Annotated in this window: 16 protein-coding genes and 1 pseudogene; 10 read left to right on the top strand and 7 right to left on the bottom strand. The window is 51.7% G+C overall.

Translation table 11 applies throughout. The features are described from left to right. Positions 1 to 175 precede the first annotated feature (175 nt). Positions 176 to 934: a metalloprotease LoiP gene (loiP, locus tag D9736_RS07445; RefSeq protein WP_130218025.1), complete on the bottom strand. Its 759-nt coding sequence runs from the start codon at positions 932 to 934 to the stop codon at positions 176 to 178. Between the two features lie 277 nt (positions 935 to 1,211). On the opposite strand from loiP, the gene tkt reads away from it, so the two are divergent. After that, the gene (tkt, locus tag D9736_RS07450) at positions 1,212 to 3,203 is read left to right on the top strand and encodes a transketolase (RefSeq protein WP_000098613.1); all 1,992 of its coding nucleotides are present in this window, start codon (positions 1,212 to 1,214) and stop codon (positions 3,201 to 3,203) included. Between the two features lie 219 nt (positions 3,204 to 3,422). On the opposite strand, the gene D9736_RS07455 is transcribed toward tkt, so the two are convergent. Next, the gene (locus D9736_RS07455; RefSeq protein WP_000646923.1) at positions 3,423 to 4,331 is read right to left on the bottom strand and encodes a prohibitin family protein; all 909 of its coding nucleotides are present in this window, start codon (positions 4,329 to 4,331) and stop codon (positions 3,423 to 3,425) included. A gap of 377 nt (positions 4,332 to 4,708) precedes the next feature. Here D9736_RS07455 and cmtB point away from each other — a divergent pair, with 377 nt between their 5' ends. From cmtB to D9736_RS07490, 6 genes and pseudogenes are all read left to right on the top strand, one after another. Then, the gene (gene cmtB / locus D9736_RS07465) at positions 4,709 to 5,152 is read left to right on the top strand and encodes a PTS mannitol transporter subunit IIA (protein WP_130218021.1); all 444 of its coding nucleotides are present in this window, start codon (positions 4,709 to 4,711) and stop codon (positions 5,150 to 5,152) included. Between the two features lie 27 nt (positions 5,153 to 5,179). Beyond that, complete coding sequence (gene cmtA, locus D9736_RS07470; protein WP_130221438.1) at positions 5,180 to 6,568, top strand: PTS mannitol transporter subunit IICB; 1,389 nt, start codon at positions 5,180 to 5,182, stop codon at positions 6,566 to 6,568. A 14-nt stretch (positions 6,569 to 6,582) separates the two neighbouring features. Further along, positions 6,583 to 7,860 (top strand): zinc-binding dehydrogenase, encoded by a 1,278-nt coding sequence (locus D9736_RS07475; RefSeq protein WP_114484470.1) that lies wholly within the window; start codon positions 6,583 to 6,585, stop codon positions 7,858 to 7,860. Continuing rightward, positions 7,857 to 8,812: pseudogene (glpX, locus tag D9736_RS07480) on the top strand (class II fructose-bisphosphatase). Before D9736_RS07475 ends, glpX begins: the two are co-directional and overlap by 4 nt. 21 nt (positions 8,813 to 8,833) lie before the next feature. Next, positions 8,834 to 9,343, top strand: coding sequence for a fumarase E (gene fumE, locus D9736_RS07485; RefSeq protein ID WP_130218013.1), 510 nt, complete (start codon positions 8,834 to 8,836; stop codon positions 9,341 to 9,343). Then, positions 9,340 to 10,053, top strand: coding sequence for a nucleoside/nucleotide kinase family protein (locus tag D9736_RS07490; protein ID WP_130258040.1), 714 nt, complete (start codon positions 9,340 to 9,342; stop codon positions 10,051 to 10,053). Before fumE ends, D9736_RS07490 begins: the two co-directional genes overlap by 4 nt. Here the strand turns inward: D9736_RS07490 and D9736_RS07495 are convergent. From D9736_RS07495 to D9736_RS07515, 5 genes are read right to left on the bottom strand one after another with little or no spacing between them, the layout of a single operon-like run. Next, positions 10,025 to 10,702: a sulfate/molybdate ABC transporter ATP-binding protein gene (locus tag D9736_RS07495; RefSeq protein WP_130218009.1), complete on the bottom strand. Its 678-nt coding sequence runs from the start codon at positions 10,700 to 10,702 to the stop codon at positions 10,025 to 10,027. The two genes, D9736_RS07490 and D9736_RS07495, sit on opposite strands and share 29 nt — an antisense overlap. Continuing rightward, positions 10,696 to 11,373: an energy-coupling factor ABC transporter ATP-binding protein gene (locus D9736_RS07500; protein WP_130258041.1), complete on the bottom strand. Its 678-nt coding sequence runs from the start codon at positions 11,371 to 11,373 to the stop codon at positions 10,696 to 10,698. Before D9736_RS07500 ends, D9736_RS07495 begins: the two co-directional genes overlap by 7 nt. Then, complete coding sequence (locus tag D9736_RS07505) at positions 11,361 to 12,068, bottom strand: energy-coupling factor transporter transmembrane component T (protein WP_130258042.1); 708 nt, start codon at positions 12,066 to 12,068, stop codon at positions 11,361 to 11,363. Before D9736_RS07505 ends, D9736_RS07500 begins: the two co-directional genes overlap by 13 nt. Beyond that, a complete protein-coding gene (locus tag D9736_RS07510; protein WP_130258043.1) occupies positions 12,069 to 12,647 on the bottom strand; it encodes an ECF transporter S component in 579 nt (192 codons plus the stop codon). A gap of 22 nt (positions 12,648 to 12,669) precedes the next feature. Then, positions 12,670 to 13,101 (bottom strand): PPC domain-containing DNA-binding protein, encoded by a 432-nt coding sequence (locus tag D9736_RS07515; RefSeq protein WP_130258044.1) that lies wholly within the window; start codon positions 13,099 to 13,101, stop codon positions 12,670 to 12,672. A gap of 371 nt (positions 13,102 to 13,472) precedes the next feature. On the opposite strand from D9736_RS07515, the gene epd reads away from it, so the two are divergent. The 3 genes from epd (at position 13,473) to fbaA (ending at position 16,926) form a co-directional block, all read left to right on the top strand. Continuing rightward, on the top strand, positions 13,473 to 14,492 hold the full coding sequence (gene epd / locus D9736_RS07520) for an erythrose-4-phosphate dehydrogenase (protein ID WP_130217999.1): 1,020 nt from the start codon (positions 13,473 to 13,475) through the stop codon (positions 14,490 to 14,492). Positions 14,493 to 14,541: 49 nt separating this feature from the next. Further along, positions 14,542 to 15,705: a phosphoglycerate kinase gene (gene pgk, locus D9736_RS07525; protein WP_130258045.1), complete on the top strand. Its 1,164-nt coding sequence runs from the start codon at positions 14,542 to 14,544 to the stop codon at positions 15,703 to 15,705. Positions 15,706 to 15,846: 141 nt separating this feature from the next. After that, positions 15,847 to 16,926 carry a class II fructose-bisphosphate aldolase gene (fbaA, locus tag D9736_RS07530; protein ID WP_000034372.1) on the top strand — a complete coding sequence of 360 codons (1,080 nt, stop codon included), beginning with the start codon at positions 15,847 to 15,849 and terminating at the stop codon, positions 16,924 to 16,926. Positions 16,927 to 17,049 lie beyond the last annotated feature (123 nt).

Here is a 17,049-nt window from a genome sequence, read left to right on the forward strand (position 1 = left end):
GCCATTAATGTCGGATGCGGCGTGAACGTCTTATCCGACCTACGCTCGGCACCCGTAAGCCGGATAAGATGCGTCAGGCATCGCATCCGGCAATGCGCACGGGGTAACAAATGTGCCATTAATGTCAGATGCGATGTGAACGCCTTATCTGACCAGGGTTCGGCACCACCAGACCTTACTTAACTCCATCCGCGCTCATACGATCGCGAATATGCTGGGCGCGTTCGGCGGATGCCGGATGGTCGTCAAACATTGAGCTTTGGCGGCCTTCTTCCAGTTTCGCCAGTTTTTCAAAGCTGGTGGCAAGACCTGCCGGGCTGATGCCGCGTTGGCGCAGAAGATCATAAGAGTAATCATCCGCCTCTGCTTCCTGGCGCTGGGAGAATTGCGAATTGACTAATTTTTCCCCCAAGTCACCGAGTTGTGATTGCGATAAACTGCCGACAATCCCGCCCGCAGAGGCCGCCGCAACTCGCACTGCGTTGGTACCAAGTGCTACCTGCATCCCTTTCTTCACATGGCCTAACGCCACGTGCCCCATTTCGTGACCGATCACCGCTTCGACTTCGTTATCCGTCATCATATCCATTAAGCCGCTATAGACGCGGATACAGCCGTTTGCCATCGCAAAGGCATTCACATCCTTCGCCATATACACTTTGTAATTTACCGGCTGACCGTTGATGTTATTTCCCAGCGCATTAGCAATGGTGGTCAGACGTTTAGCGTATTCACTACCGTCTGGCGCAATCGTCGCCTTGCTGTCCATCTCCTGGCACGCCTGATCGCTCAGGGCTTTCACCTGCGCATCGCTCAGACTGTAAGCCTGAAAAGCTTCCGCTCCTGATGAGAGCAGTCCACTGGAGTCCATATTCTGGCAACCGGTCAACACCGTTGCCACGCTCATTGCTACCAATAAGGCGCGAATTTTCATGTTTTCTCTTCCGCACAAGGTCAGGATTATTCTAAAAATGCGCCGTTTGCAGGTGAATCGACGCTCGTCCTAAGTATAAGAAAAAGCGCAGCGGACGGGCGAGCAGATTGCGCAACATGCGAGCATGATCCAGAGATTTCTGAAACGGCAAAAGGATGTTCCATGTACATGACGCGCGGCTTGCGGTAAATTGTTGGCAAATTTTCCGGCGTAGCCCAAAACGCGCTGTCGTCAAGTCGTTAAGGGCGTGCCCTTCATCATCCGATCTGGAGTCAAAATGTCCTCACGTAAAGAGCTTGCCAATGCTATTCGTGCGCTGAGCATGGACGCAGTACAGAAAGCCAAATCCGGTCACCCGGGCGCCCCTATGGGTATGGCTGACATTGCCGAAGTCCTGTGGCGTGATTTCCTGAAACACAACCCGCAGAATCCGTCCTGGGCTGACCGTGACCGCTTCGTGCTGTCCAACGGCCACGGCTCCATGCTGATCTACAGCCTGCTGCACCTTACCGGTTACGATCTGCCGATGGAAGAACTGAAAAACTTCCGTCAGCTGCACTCTAAAACTCCGGGCCACCCGGAAGTGGGTTACACCGCTGGTGTGGAAACCACCACTGGTCCGCTGGGTCAGGGTATTGCCAACGCAGTCGGTATGGCGATTGCGGAAAAAACGCTGGCGGCGCAGTTTAACCGTCCGGGCCACGACATTGTCGACCACTACACCTACGCCTTCATGGGCGACGGCTGCATGATGGAAGGCATCTCCCACGAAGTTTGCTCTCTGGCGGGTACGCTGAAGCTGGGTAAACTGATTGCGTTCTACGATGACAACGGTATTTCTATCGATGGTCACGTTGAAGGCTGGTTCACCGACGACACCGCAATGCGTTTCGAAGCTTACGGCTGGCACGTTATTCGCGACATCGACGGTCATGACGCGGCATCCATCAAACGCGCAGTAGAAGAAGCGCGCGCAGTGACTGACAAACCGTCCCTGCTGATGTGCAAAACCATCATCGGTTTCGGTTCCCCGAACAAAGCCGGTACCCACGACTCCCACGGTGCGCCGCTGGGCGACGCTGAAATTGCCCTGACCCGCGAACAGCTGGGCTGGAAATATGCGCCGTTCGAAATCCCGTCTGAAATCTATGCTCAGTGGGATGCGAAAGAAGCAGGCCAGGCGAAAGAATCCGCATGGAACGAGAAATTCGCTGCTTACGCGAAAGCTTATCCGCAGGAAGCCGCTGAATTTACCCGCCGTATGAAAGGCGAAATGCCGTCTGACTTCGACGCTAAAGCGAAAGAGTTCATCGCTAAACTGCAGGCTAACCCGGCGAAAATCGCCAGCCGTAAAGCGTCGCAGAATGCTATCGAAGCGTTCGGTCCGCTGTTGCCGGAATTCCTCGGTGGCTCTGCTGACCTGGCACCGTCTAACCTGACCCTGTGGTCTGGTTCTAAAGCAATCAACGAAGATGCTGCGGGTAACTACATCCACTACGGTGTTCGCGAGTTCGGTATGACCGCGATTGCTAACGGCATCTCCCTGCACGGTGGTTTCCTGCCGTACACCTCCACCTTCCTGATGTTCGTGGAATACGCACGTAACGCCGTACGTATGGCTGCGCTGATGAAACAGCGTCAGGTGATGGTTTACACCCACGACTCCATCGGTCTGGGCGAAGACGGCCCGACTCACCAGCCGGTTGAGCAGGTCGCTTCTCTGCGCGTAACCCCGAACATGTCTACATGGCGTCCGTGTGACCAGGTTGAATCCGCGGTCGCGTGGAAATACGGCGTTGAGCGTCAGGACGGCCCGACTGCGCTGATCCTCTCCCGTCAGAACCTGGCGCAGCAGGAACGTACTGAAGAGCAGTTGGCAAACATCGCGCGCGGTGGTTATGTGCTGAAAGACTGTGCTGGTCAGCCGGAACTGATCTTCATCGCCACCGGTTCTGAAGTTGAACTGGCGGTTGCTGCCTACGAAAAACTGACTGCCGAAGGCGTGAAAGCGCGCGTGGTTTCCATGCCGTCTACCGACGCATTCGACAAGCAGGACGCGGCTTACCGCGAATCTGTACTGCCGAAAGCGGTTACTGCTCGTGTTGCAGTAGAAGCAGGCATTGCTGACTACTGGTACAAGTATGTTGGCCTGAACGGTGCTATCGTCGGTATGACCACCTTCGGTGAATCTGCTCCGGCTGAGCTGCTGTTTGAAGAGTTCGGCTTCACCGTTGACAACGTTGTTGCGAAAGCAAAAGCGTTGCTGTAATCGGTAAGATGCTTTGTGAGAAGGGCCGCGAAAGCGGCCCTTCAGATTGTTGGCAAAGTGCGCGTTGTTCATGTCGGATGCGGCGTGAACGCCTTATCCGACCTACAAGATCGTGCAAATTCAATATATTGCAGGAAGTATGTAGGCCTGATAAGCGTAGCGCATCAGGCAGTTTTGCCTTTGCCATCACTCTTAAGGGCCGCGAAAGCGGCCCTTTTTTTACTTAGTAGAGATAAACGGAACTGTGCTGCCGGGGATCATGGTATCGGGCAGCTTACCGTCCCAACGTTCGGCGGTGGTGAGGGCTACAAGGCCGGGATTATCCCGCAGGGCTTCACCGCGCAGGCGGATAGCTTCTGCTTCAGCCGCACTTTTTAAACGAATAGTTTCAGCCTCTGCCGCGCCTCTTACGCGAATAGTCTCAGCTTCTGCTTTGGCTGCCGCCAGTTTACTGTCTGCTTCTGCCTGGGCCTGAGTTACCGCAATTTGCGCCTGGATTTTCTCTGTTTCCAGATTTTGCTTACGAGTGGCAATGGCGACTTCCGCTTTCATTCGATCTTCAATCGACTTTTCATAAGCGTCAGAAAAATCAATATTCTCAATCTGGACCCCGTCAATTACCACTGGCCCAACAACGGCTTTGCGCATGGCATTTTGCAGATCCTGAACCAGTTTTGTACGATCCTGTACGGCGCTGATGGCGGTATATTGGCCGAAAACGTTCTCCAGTTGAGTTGGCAACTGACGGACAATCAGACGATCTTTTAATGCTTCAATGGTGTTGTAAGTGGTATAAACAGCACCTGCTTCTGAAGGTTTAATGTGGAAGCTGACTGACACGGTCATTTGTGCAGGTTGCTGGTCGCGGCTGTATGCCTGCAATCCCTGATAGACCACGGCCTGATTACGCGTGGAAATTTTCTCCACGCTTTCCATAAACGGGATCTTAAAACCCAGACCCGGCTCGGCGACTTTTACTATTTTTCCGTAGCGCAGCAAAATGCCGCGTTCACCTTCATTAACGGTGTAATACGAGAGAAATGGCAGCACAACCACGGCAAGCACGCCAATGGCGATAGCAATAGATTTTTGTGGGCGAAATGAGGTTATAGAAACAGGTGCTTTCATGACAATCTTCCTTGAGTAAAGTGTGGGAATATGTCACATGAGGTGAGGGGAAAACAGCCGACAGGTGAGAATTCAGAATCTATAAAAGGGTATAGCGAAAAAACATTGCATTAGAAAAGTATGTTTTCGAACATTCAATAAATAAATAGAGATATGCATCACAAATACAATAACAAACAAAATATTGATTTTGTGATAAACATAACAAATACAAAGTTGACTTTAAAAATATCAATTTCATATTGTTGTTATTTAAGGTTTTATTATTTTGGTTTATGGGGTTTTTCTTCTCGCGTACCCAATTGCTTTCATTAAATCTCACGCGTATTTTATTTTTACCGCCGGACGGTACCCTAAAAATAAAATAAGGATAATTTATGCGGCTTAGTGATTATTTTCCAGAATCATCAATCTCAGTTATACATTCTGCAAAAGACTGGCAGGAAGCTATCGATTTCTCGATGGTATCATTGCTGGATAAAAACTATATCAGCGATAATTACATTCAGGCAATTAAAGATTCCACCATTAACAATGGCCCTTATTATATTCTCGCAACAGGCGTGGCAATGCCTCATGCGCGACCGGAATGTGGGGCGCTTAAAACCGGGATGTCTTTGACGTTACTTAAACAAGGCGTTTATTTTCCGGGAAATGACGAACCGATTAAATTACTCATCGGACTCTCTGCTGCCGATGCCGATTCGCACATTGGCGCTATTCAGGCGTTAAGTGAATTACTGTGCGAAGAAGAAATACTCGAACAACTCTTAACAGCATCATCAGAAAAACAATTAGCGGACATTATCAGCCGCGGATAATTACTCTCTCCTCTACAGGATAATATTATGGAAAACAAGTCTGCTCGTGCAAAGGTCCAGGCTTTTGGGGGCTTTTTGACGGCAATGGTCATCCCCAATATTGGTGCTTTTATTGCCTGGGGTTTTATTACTGCATTATTTATTCCTACTGGTTGGCTGCCTAACGAACATTTCGCCAAAATTGTCGGCCCGATGATTACCTATTTATTGCCCGTGATGATTGGTTCTACCGGTGGTCATCTGGTCGGTGGTAAACGCGGTGCTGTCATGGGAGGAATAGGGACGATTGGCGTTATTGTCGGTGCTGAAATTCCGATGTTCCTTGGCTCGATGATCATGGGACCGTTAGGTGGGCTGGTCATAAAATATGTCGATAAGGCACTGGAAAAACGCATACCTGCTGGTTTTGAGATGGTTATCAATAACTTCTCATTAGGTATTGCTGGGATGATTCTCTGTCTGCTGGGTTTTGAAGTCATCGGCCCGGCGGTGTTAATTGCCAATACTTTCGTCAAAGAGTGTATTGAAGCACTGGTACATGCAGGCTATCTGCCTTTGCTGTCAGTCATCAATGAACCGGCGAAAGTGCTTTTCCTCAATAACGCGATAGATCAGGGCGTCTATTACCCGTTGGGGATGCAACAGGCTTCGGTTAACGGTAAATCCATCTTCTTTATGGTGGCGTCCAACCCTGGGCCTGGCTTAGGACTGCTGCTGGCATTCACTCTGTTTGGTAAAGGGATGAGTAAGCGCTCTGCACCTGGTGCGATGATTATTCACTTCCTCGGTGGGATCCACGAACTGTATTTCCCGTATGTGCTGATGAAGCCGTTGACCATTATCGCCATGATTGCGGGCGGTATGTCTGGCACCTGGATGTTTAACTTACTGGACGGTGGTCTGGTGGCTGGCCCTAGTCCGGGGTCTATCTTTGCTTACCTGGCGCTGACGCCGAAAGGTTCGTTCCTGGCGACAATTGCCGGAGTTACGGTAGGCACGCTGGTGTCCTTTGTCATCACTTCCCTGATACTGAAGATGGAAAAAACAGTGGAGACTGAGAGCGAAGATGAATTTACTGAGTCAGCCAATGCGGTTAAGGCAATGAAGCAGGAAGGCGCATTCTCGTTAAGCCGTGTTAAGCGTATTGCCTTTGTTTGCGATGCAGGGATGGGCTCCAGCGCGATGGGCGCAACCACCTTCCGTAAACGCCTGGAAAAAGCAGGACTGGCAATTGAAGTAAAACATTACGCGATAGAAAACGTGCCTGCGGATGCGGATATCGTTGTCACTCATGCCAGTCTGGAAGGGCGCGTGAAACGTGTGACGGATAAACCGCTGATATTGATTAATAACTATATTGGCGATCCAAAACTTGACACTTTATTTAATCAATTAACCGCCGAACATAAAAACTGATTGCAGAGGTAAAAATGAAAACCAAAGTTGCTGCTATTTATGGCAAGCGGGATGTCCGTCTGCGCGAATTTGAATTGCCAGAAATTACTGATAACGAACTTTTGGTGAGTGTAATTTCTGACAGCGTCTGTTTATCGACCTGGAAAGCGGCGTTACTCGGTAGTGAACATAAACGCGTACCCGACGATTTAGAAAATCATCCGGTCATTACCGGGCATGAATGTGCCGGGGTTATTGTCGAAGTAGGTAAAAATCTCACCGACAAATATAAAAAAGGTCAGCGTTTTGTATTGCAACCGGCGATGGGGTTACCAAGCGGATATTCAGCGGGCTACAGCTACGAATATTTTGGCGGTAACGCCACCTATATGATTATTCCCGAGATCGCCATTAACCTGGGCTGCGTATTACCGTATCACGGCTCTTATTTTGCTGCGGCGTCGCTGGCAGAGCCTATGTGCTGCATTATTGGCGCTTATCATGCCAATTATCACACCACGCAATATGTTTATGAGCATCGCATGGGCGTCAAACCTGGCGGCAATATTGCACTGCTGGCGTGTGCAGGCCCGATGGGCATTGGCGCTATCGATTATGCCATTAACGGCGGCATACAACCGTCGCGGGTGGTGGTGGTCGATATCGACGACAAACGCCTGGCGCAGGTACAGAAGCTGCTGCCGGTGGAGCTGGCAGCCAGTAAAGGCATTGAGCTGGTGTATGTGAATACCAAAGGGATGAGCGATCCTGTCCAGATGCTGCGGGGACTAACAGGAGATGCCGGGTTCGATGACATTTTTGTTTATGCGGCGGTGCCTGCTGTCGTTGAAATGGCTGATGAATTACTGGCGGAAGATGGTTGTCTGAATTTCTTCGCCGGGCCGACAGATAAAAACTTCAAAGTGCCGTTTAATTTCTACAACGTCCATTACAACAGCACGCACGTCGTCGGTACATCCGGCGGTTCAACGGACGACATGAAAGAGGCGATAGCCCTTAGCGCCACGGGGCAGTTGCAGCCGTCGTTTATGGTGACCCATATCGGTGGGCTGGATGCGGTGCCAGAAACCGTGCTCAATCTGCCGGATATCCCAGGCGGTAAAAAACTCATTTATAACGGCGTGACCATGCCGCTCACTGCCATTGCCGATTTTGCCGAAAAAGGCAAAACCGATCCGCTGTTTAAAGAGCTGGCGCGGCTGGTTGAGGAAACGCACGGCATCTGGAATGAACAGGCCGAGAAATATCTGCTGGCGCAATTTGGCGTTGATATTGGGGAGGCCGCGCAATGATGTCCCTGACGTGGCCATTATTTCGCGTTACGGAACAGGCAGCGTTAGCTGCCTGGCCGCAAACCGGCTGTGGCGACAAAAATAAAATTGATGGCCTGGCGGTCACCGCGATGCGCCAGGCATTAAACGACGTCGCTTTTCGTGGACGAGTGGTTATCGGCGAAGGAGAAATTGACCATGCGCCGATGCTGTGGATTGGCGAAGAGGTGGGCAAAGGCGACGGGCCAGAAGTCGATATCGCGGTTGACCCGATTGAAGGCACGCGGATGGTGGCGATGGGGCAGAGCAATGCGCTGGCGGTCATGGCCTTCGCCCCACGAGGTAGCCTGCTACACGCGCCCGATATGTATATGAAAAAGCTGGTTGTTAATCGACTGGCTGCCGGGGCGATTGATCTGTCTTTGCCTCTGGCGGACAACTTGCGCAACGTGGCGAAAGCGTTAGGCAAACCGCTGGACAAGCTGCGCATGGTTACGCTGGATAAACCGCGCCTGAGTGCCGCGATTGAAGAGGCAACACAGCTGGGCGTGAAGGTTTTTGCCCTGCCGGATGGCGATGTTGCCGCCAGCGTGCTGACCTGCTGGCAGGATAATCCTTACGATGTGATGTACACCATCGGCGGTGCGCCAGAAGGCGTGATTTCTGCCTGTGCCGTTAAAGCATTAGGCGGGGATATGCAGGCCGAGCTGATTGACTTTTGTCAGGCTAAAGGGGATTACACGGAAAATCGGCAGATTGCAGAGCAGGAGCGCAAGCGTTGCAAGGTGACGTTAACCGTGTGTACTCGCTCGACGAACTGGTGAGGGGGAACGATATCCTCTTTAGCGCTACGGGCGTGACGGGCGGCGAGTTGGTGAACGGTATCCAACAAACGGCGAATGGGGTGCGGACGCAGACATTACTGATCGGCGGCGCGGACCAAACGTGTAATATAATAGACTCCCTGCATTGATGGTGATCTATCGGAAGACGAATGGCGACGCTGACAGAAGATGATGTGCTTGAGCAACTGGATGCACAGGACAATTTATTGTCATTTATGAAAACTGCGCATGCCATTTTGCTCCAGGGGATACGCCAGTTTCTGCCGTCGCTGTTTGTCGATAACGATGAAGAGATCGTGGAATATGCAGTGAAGCCGTTGCTCGCCCAAAGTGGCCCGCTTGATGATATTGATGTTGCGCTGCGTTTGATTTATGCGCTGGGGAAGATGGATAAATGGCTGTACGCCGATATCACGCACTTTTCCCAGTTCTGGCATTACCTGAACGAACAGGATGAAACGCCCGGATTTACCGATGATATAACCTGGGATTTTATCAGCAATGTCAACAGTATAACTCGCAATGCGACTCTCTATGACGCGTTGAAAGCGATGAAGTTCGCCGATTTCGCCGTCTGGTCAGAGGCGCGTTTTAGCGGGATGGTCAAAACGGCGCTGACGCTGGCAGTAACGACAACTTTAAAGGAATTAACGCCGTGAAAATCGAACTGACGGTGAATGGACTAAAGGTACAGGCGCAGTACTCTGATGATGAAATTGAGAATGTTCATAAACCGCTGCTGCGTATGCTGGCGGCCTTACAGGCGGTAAATCTGCAGCGACGTACGGTGGTTTTTCTTTGCGCTCCGCCGGGGACGGGTAAATCTACATTAACTACCTTCTGGGAATATCTCGCGCAACAAGACCCTGAATTACCCACTATCCAGACGCTGCCGATGGATGGTTTTCACCATTACAATAGCTGGCTGGATGCGCATCAATTACGCCCCTTCAAAGGTGCACCAGAGACATTCGACGTTGCGAAACTGGCGGAAAATCTGTGCCAGGTCGTGGAAGGGGATTGTACGTGGCCGCAGTACGATCGACAAAAACATGATCCGGTAGAAGATGCGTTGCACGTTACCGCACCAATAATCATCGTCGAAGGAAACTGGTTGTTGCTGGATGATGAGAAGTGGCGCCAGCTTGCGCAATTTTGTGATTTTTCGATCTTTATCAACGCGCCCGCAGCTGCATTGCGTGAACGGCTGGTGGGGCGCAAGCTGGCGGGAGGGTTATCGCTGGCAGACGCAGAAGCTTTTTATGACCGTACCGACGGGCCGAATGTTCGCCGGGTGCTTGAAGAGAGCCTGCCTGCAAATTTGACCTTAATGATGACCGCTACGGGTGAATATCGTCTGGTGGATTAACGTTCCTGATTACACCGCCTTCCAGTCGCACCACACGAGAGAAATGACGCCGGGTAAATGCGGCGTCATGACTGATTGCTACGACGCTTGTGCCTTGCTGGCGGCACTTTTCCAGCCAGCTTTCAAACACGCTCAACCAATTTTCGTCAAAATCCCGACTCGGCTCGTCCAGTAGCAATAGTGGCGGAGTGAGTGCTTCCAGGCAGGCGACGGCGACCATCCGTCGCTGCGCACTGTGCAGATCTAACGGATGCGCACTGGCAACATCTGCTAACTGACAGCATTGCAGGGCAGCATTGGTACGTTGAGTGATTTCATCCGCCGGGCATTTTTGCAGTTTCAAACCAAATGCGATCTCGTCGGCGACGGTGCTGTGAAAAAGCTGGTTTTCCGCTTCCTGAAACAGTACGCCAATCTTTGCCGCGCGCTGGCGGTTTTTCAGGTTTTTCATCGCCTGTTGTTGCAGCATAACCGTACCGGCTGTGGGCGTAAGAAGACCTGCCATTATCCGCAACAGCGTCGATTTTCCCGCGCCATTGTCGCCGGTCAGTGCCAACCATTCACCTTGTTTGAGTTGCAGAGAAATGTCGAAAAGACAATCCGTTACTGCACCTGGCCAGCGATAAGTTACCTGATTTAACGTTAACATAATGGCTGGATCGCTCCGTTTTGCAGGTGCCACGCCTGCTGGCAGTAGTTCAGGAAAGGCGTGCGATGACGTTCAAAAAGAATAATCAGCGAACCACGTTCAAACGCCCAGTGTTGTAAGCGCTGCAACAGCATTTCGCTGGCCTGCGGCGTCAGGCGGCTAAAGGCTTCATCAAGAATTAAGAGCTTTGGCTGCATCGCGATGGCGCAGGCAACGACCACGCGCTGTGTCTCTCCACCGGAGTGTGTTGTCGGGTGACGATGGCGCAACGGCTGGCACTCGGTCAGAGTCAGGGCGGCATCAATCCGCGCCATAATCTCTTCTTCAGCAAGACACAGATTTTCTGGCCCAAAGGCAACTTCTTCTTCCACGCTAAAGGTACAGCCGGAGAGCTGCAAATAGGGTGATTGCTGAACGAGCTGGATGGTGGCGGATTGCTCATTAAGCGGGATCTGTCCAATGGGCGTACCGAGAAGCGTCCCCGTGCCGGCTATCTCTCCTGGCAGAAAGTCCGGATACCAGCCCGCCATCAGCTGTGCCAGCGTACTTTTGCCACTGCCGTTGTCACCAAAGATCGCGACCATCCCCGGTTTGGCATAGTGAAAGTCATAACAGAACGGAGGATTTGTTGAGTGTGTCGGGCAATAGCGAAACTGTTCTAACGTAACCATAGCCACGCTCCGAATTCTGCCAGCATCAGCAAGATCATGGTGTAACGCGCTACGCGTTGTAGGGTGCTATCGGCTGGTGCCCATAACGTTGTTCGTCGGTTGTGGATCCGAAATGCCCGCATATCCAGCGCCGCACCACGGACAGCAAGATCGTTTAGCGCATTGTGTGTTAGCGGAATAATTAACGCGGGCATCGCACGTAAACGCTGATACCAGCCCTCATCCAGCGGCACGCCGCGGGCGCGCTGCGCCTCATGAATAATCGCTAATTGCCGTTTTAACTGCTCAACGACCAACAACGGCCCGGCGAACAGATAAGCGACGCCCGGCGGCAGTCGAGAAGCAAACAAAGCGCGGATAAAACGTTGCACGGGGACGAATTGCATCCACAACTGCGAGGTTGAAACAATCGCCAGAATCCGCAACCAAAGCGTAATGGCATACGTCCAACGTTCCGGCGAACGCGGCGTGCCGCTAAGCCATTCTGTTAGCCAGCCACCGTGTACCAGCCACAGCCCGGCTCCCAGCGAGAACATCAGCCAGGAGACATATTTTGCCCGCCGTCGCGTGGCCTTTAACGCGACAAGGCAGAAAAAGGTCGCCGCGCTATAGACTGGCAATATTGTCTGTGTGGGCAGGATAAGCGTGGTGCAGGCCGCCAGCGCCCACAGCGTTAAGGATGTAAACGGATGCATTTAGCGCACGGCTGCCATTGCCGGAAAATGCCGCGTGGTGCGAATCGGCAGTTGTCGGAGCAAAAGCCAGACAATCACCGCCGTGAGAATTTTGTCGACCAGGTTCGCGCCCATTACCGTTATCGCCACCGACTCCACCAGGTTTTGCCCCATCGAGTGCATCCAGGCAACGAACAAATCGGCCCCGCTTCCTGTCACGCCGCCGAACAGCGCAGTACGCAGCGGTACAGCGACGACCGTTACCGCAAGCGTAATAATCACGCCGCTGACAACGACTTTTGGCAGAGTGCGAAACCAACCCGCCCGCGCCAGCCAACCGGCGACCAGGCCGATGACCATCGCGACGGGCGCAAATGCGGCGGTGATCGGGTCAGTTAGCAATCCCCAGAGTAAATTGGTCAGTAAGCCGGTCAACATGCCAATAACCGGGCCAAGTAGTACCGCGCTAATGAGCGTACCGATTGAGTCGAGAAAAATAGGTAATTTAACCATGCTGGCCAGTTGCCCGCCGATCATATTGATGGCGATAGATATAACGATCAACACCAGTGCCTGACTGGAAAAGTGGCGACGCGCCATAAGAAAACCTCTCTGCAAATAGTTATTTAACGGGGGAAATATGCAACTCGTCGTAACCAGAAAGCGCGCAAGGTTGGCGGCTAAACGCCAGTTCCTCAAGGCTGCCGATCACCAGTTCAAGCGTGGTGCGTACGGTACAGCCGGGCATCATATGACCGCCAAGCATCGCGCCGCGTGGGTCAGAAACGCAGAGATGAAGATGCTCGCCAGTGTGTTCCAGCGTGCCGTTCAGTGCGATCACTTCGAACTTACCGCTTAGTAGGGCCGTGTTTTCTTGCCCGGCATAGCGTAGGGCGACGTCAGTCAGACTGCCGGTACAACCGGCAATCCATGCGGCGTGGAGTTGTTGTTGCTGCGCGAAGGCGCGTAATTGGGAGAGAACTTCCTGCCCGGGGAGCAGGCGCAGCGCGTAAAAGCGTGCGGAGGAAGAATATGGGTAGGGCAATGTCATCATTGGAGTACTCCGAAACTCGGACGTATTGCGGATAATATCGACGCTGCATCAGTCATATTCTGATATAAGTCAGGGTTTGTGACGGCACAACGAAAAGATTTTGCTACGCTTATTCGTGATTCTGCAAAGTGGAATAAATTCCAACGCATCAGGCCGGAAAACGTGACGCAAGTCAGATAATTGTCTTCTTTGACTGGACAATCATTCCTTTTATTCCATGTTTCGCTTATCCTAGCTGAAGCGTTTCAGTCGATTAAATGTTCGACAATTAACCAATCAGTCGCAGTTTGCGACAGGTAAGGTTTCCCCGAACGATTTGCTGGATTACTCTGTCTGGCAAATTTGCTCAGGGAAAGCCTTGCAGGAGATCTATGACCGTACGCGTAGCGATAAATGGCTTCGGTCGCATCGGGCGTAATGTGGTTCGTGCTTTGTATGAATCAGGACGCCGTGCGGAAATTACCGTGGTGGCAATCAACGAACTGGCGGATGCTGCGGGCATGGCGCATTTGTTGAAATATGACACCAGTCATGGCCGTTTTGCATGGGAAGTCCGTGAGGAACGTGATCAACTTTTTGTTGGTGATGATGCCATCCGCGTATTGCATGAACGTTCACTGCAATCGCTTCCCTGGCGTGAACTAGGCGTTGATGTTGTTCTCGACTGCACCGGCGTATACGGCACCCGCGAGCATGGCGAAGCGCACATTGCCGCCGGGGCCAAAAAAGTGCTCTTTTCACATCCTGGCAGTAACGATCTCGACGCGACCGTTGTTTACGGCGTCAATCAGGATCAACTTCGTGCGGAACACCGCATCGTTTCTAACGCTTCCTGTACCACGAATTGCATAATTCCTGTCATCAAATTGTTGGATGATGCGTACGGTATTGAGACCGGCACTGTGACTACAATTCACTCCGCCATGCACGATCAACAGGTTATTGATGCATACCATCCTGACCTGCGCCGCACCCGGGCAGCCAGCCAGTCGATCATTCCGGTCGATACCAAACTGGCCGCCGGTATCACACGATTTTTTCCGCAATTTAATGATCGCTTTGAAGCGATTGCGGTACGTGTGCCAACCATAAATGTGACGGCAATCGATTTAAGCGTGACGGTGAAGAAACCTGTAAAAGCCAATGAAGTCAACCTGTTGCTGCAAAAAGCAGCACAAGGTGCATTTCATGGTATAGTTGACTATACGGAATTACCGTTGGTCTCTGTAGATTTTAACCACGATCCGCACAGTGCCATTGTCGATGGCACCCAAACCCGGGTCAGTGGCGCACACCTGATCAAAACGTTGGTCTGGTGCGATAACGAATGGGGCTTTGCTAACCGAATGCTCGACACGACGTTAGCTATGGCTACTGTTGCTTTCAGGTAAGACGCAAGCAGCGTCTGCAAAACTTTTAGAATCAACGAGAGGATTCACCATGTCTGTAATTAAGATGACCGATCTGGATCTTGCTGGGAAACGTGTATTTATCCGTGCGGATCTGAACGTACCAGTAAAAGACGGGAAAGTAACCAGCGACGCGCGTATCCGTGCTTCTCTGCCAACCATCGAACTGGCCCTGAAACAAGGCGCAAAAGTGATGGTAACTTCCCACCTGGGTCGTCCTACCGAAGGCGAGTACAATGAAGAATTCTCTCTGCTGCCGGTTGTTAACTACCTGAAAGACAAACTGTCTAACCCGGTTCGTCTGGTTAAAGATTACCTCGACGGCGTTGACGTTGCTGAAGGTGAACTGGTTGTTCTGGAAAACGTTCGCTTCAACAAAGGCGAGAAGAAAGACGACGAAACCCTGTCCAAAAAATACGCTGCACTGTGTGACGTGTTCGTAATGGACGCATTCGGTACTGCTCACCGCGCGCAGGCTTCTACTCACGGTATCGCCAAATTCGCTGACGTTGCGTGCGCAGGCCCGCTGCTGGCAGCTGAACTGGACGCGCTGGGTAAAGCACTGAAAGAACCTGCTCGCCCGATGGTGGCTATCGTTGGTGGTTCTAAAGTATCTACCAAACTGACCGTTCTGGACTCTCTGTCTAAAATCGCTGACCAGCTGATTGTTGGTGGTGGTATCGCTAACACCTTTATCGCGGCACAAGGCCACGATGTGGGTAAATCCCTGTACGAAGCTGACCTGGTTGACGAAGCAAAACGTCTGCTGACCACCTGCAACATCCCGGTTCCGTCTGATGTTCGCGTAGCGACTGAGTTCTCTGAAACCGCTCCGGCTACTCTGAAATCTGTTAACGATGTGAAAGCTGACGAGCAGATCCTGGATATCGGTGATGCTTCCGCTCAGGAACTGGCTGAAATCCTGAAGAATGCGAAAACCATTCTGTGGAACGGTCCGGTTGGCGTGTTCGAATTCCCGAACTTCCGCAAAGGTACTGAAATCGTGGCTAACGCTATCGCAGACAGCGAAGCGTTCTCCATCGCTGGCGGCGGCGACACTCTGGCAGCAATCGACCTGTTCGGCATTGCTGACAAAATCTCCTACATCTCCACTGGCGGCGGCGCATTCCTCGAATTCGTGGAAGGTAAAGTACTGCCTGCAGTAGCGATGCTCGAAGAGCGCGCTAAGAAGTAAAAAATCACAGGGCAGGGAAACCTGCCCTTGTTGCAGCGCGCTTTTAAAGCACGCACTTTTTCATACTCTAAATAATTCGAGTTGCAGCACAGCAACTTGAGGTATGGCGAGTATAAGGCCCGACGATACAGGACAAGAGACATGTCTAAGATTTTTGATTTCGTAAAACCTGGCGTAATCACTGGTGATGACGTACAGAAAGTTTTCCAGGTAGCAAAAGAAAACAACTTCGCACTGCCAGCAGTAAACTGCGTCGGTACTGACTCCATCAACGCCGTACTGGAAACCGCTGCTAAAGTTAAAGCGCCGGTTATCGTTCAGTTCTCCAACGGTGGTGCTTCCTTTATCGCTGGTAAAGGCGTGAAATCTGACGTTCCGCAGGGCGCTGCTATCCTGGGTGCGATCTCTGGTGCGCATCACGTTCATCAGATGGCTGAACATTATGGTGTTCCGGTTATCCTGCATACCGACCACTGCGCGAAGAAACTGCTGCCGTGGATCGACGGTCTGCTGGACGCGGGTGAAAAACACTTCGCTGCTACCGGTAAGCCGCTGTTCTCTTCTCACATGATCGACCTGTCTGAAGAATCTCTGCAAGAGAACATCGAAATCTGCTCTAAATACCTGGAGCGCATGTCCAAAATCGGCATGACTCTGGAAATCGAACTGGGTTGCACCGGTGGTGAAGAAGACGGCGTGGACAACAGCCACATGGACGCTTCTGCACTGTACACCCAGCCGGAAGACGTTGATTACGCATACACCGAGCTGAGCAAAATCAGCCCGCGTTTCACCATCGCAGCGTCCTTCGGTAACGTACACGGTGTTTACAAGCCGGGTAACGTTGTTCTGACCCCGACCATCCTGCGTGATTCTCAGGAATATGTTTCTAAGAAACACAATCTGCCGCACAACAGCCTGAACTTCGTATTCCACGGTGGTTCCGGTTCTACTGCTCAGGAAATCAAAGACTCCGTAAGCTACGGTGTAGTTAAAATGAACATCGATACCGACACCCAATGGGCGACCTGGGAAGGTGTTCTGAACTACTACAAAGCGAACGAAGCTTACCTGCAGGGCCAGCTGGGCAACCCGAAAGGCGAAGATCAGCCGAACAAGAAATACTACGATCCGCGCGTATGGCTGCGTGCCGGTCAGACTTCGATGATCGCTCGTCTGGAAAAAGCATTCCAGGAACTGAACGCGATCGACGTTCTGTAAGATATTCCTTTCTGCTTATCTCAAGGCCCGCTCTGCGGGTCTTTTTTTCGCCAAAAGCAAAATTGCCTGATGCGCTACGCTTATCAGGCCTACACGTATCCTGCAATATATTGAATTTACAGA

Origin of the sequence: Escherichia sp. E10V10, assembly GCF_004211985.1 — a bacterium.
In the GTDB taxonomy this organism is placed as follows: domain Bacteria; phylum Pseudomonadota; class Gammaproteobacteria; order Enterobacterales; family Enterobacteriaceae; genus Escherichia.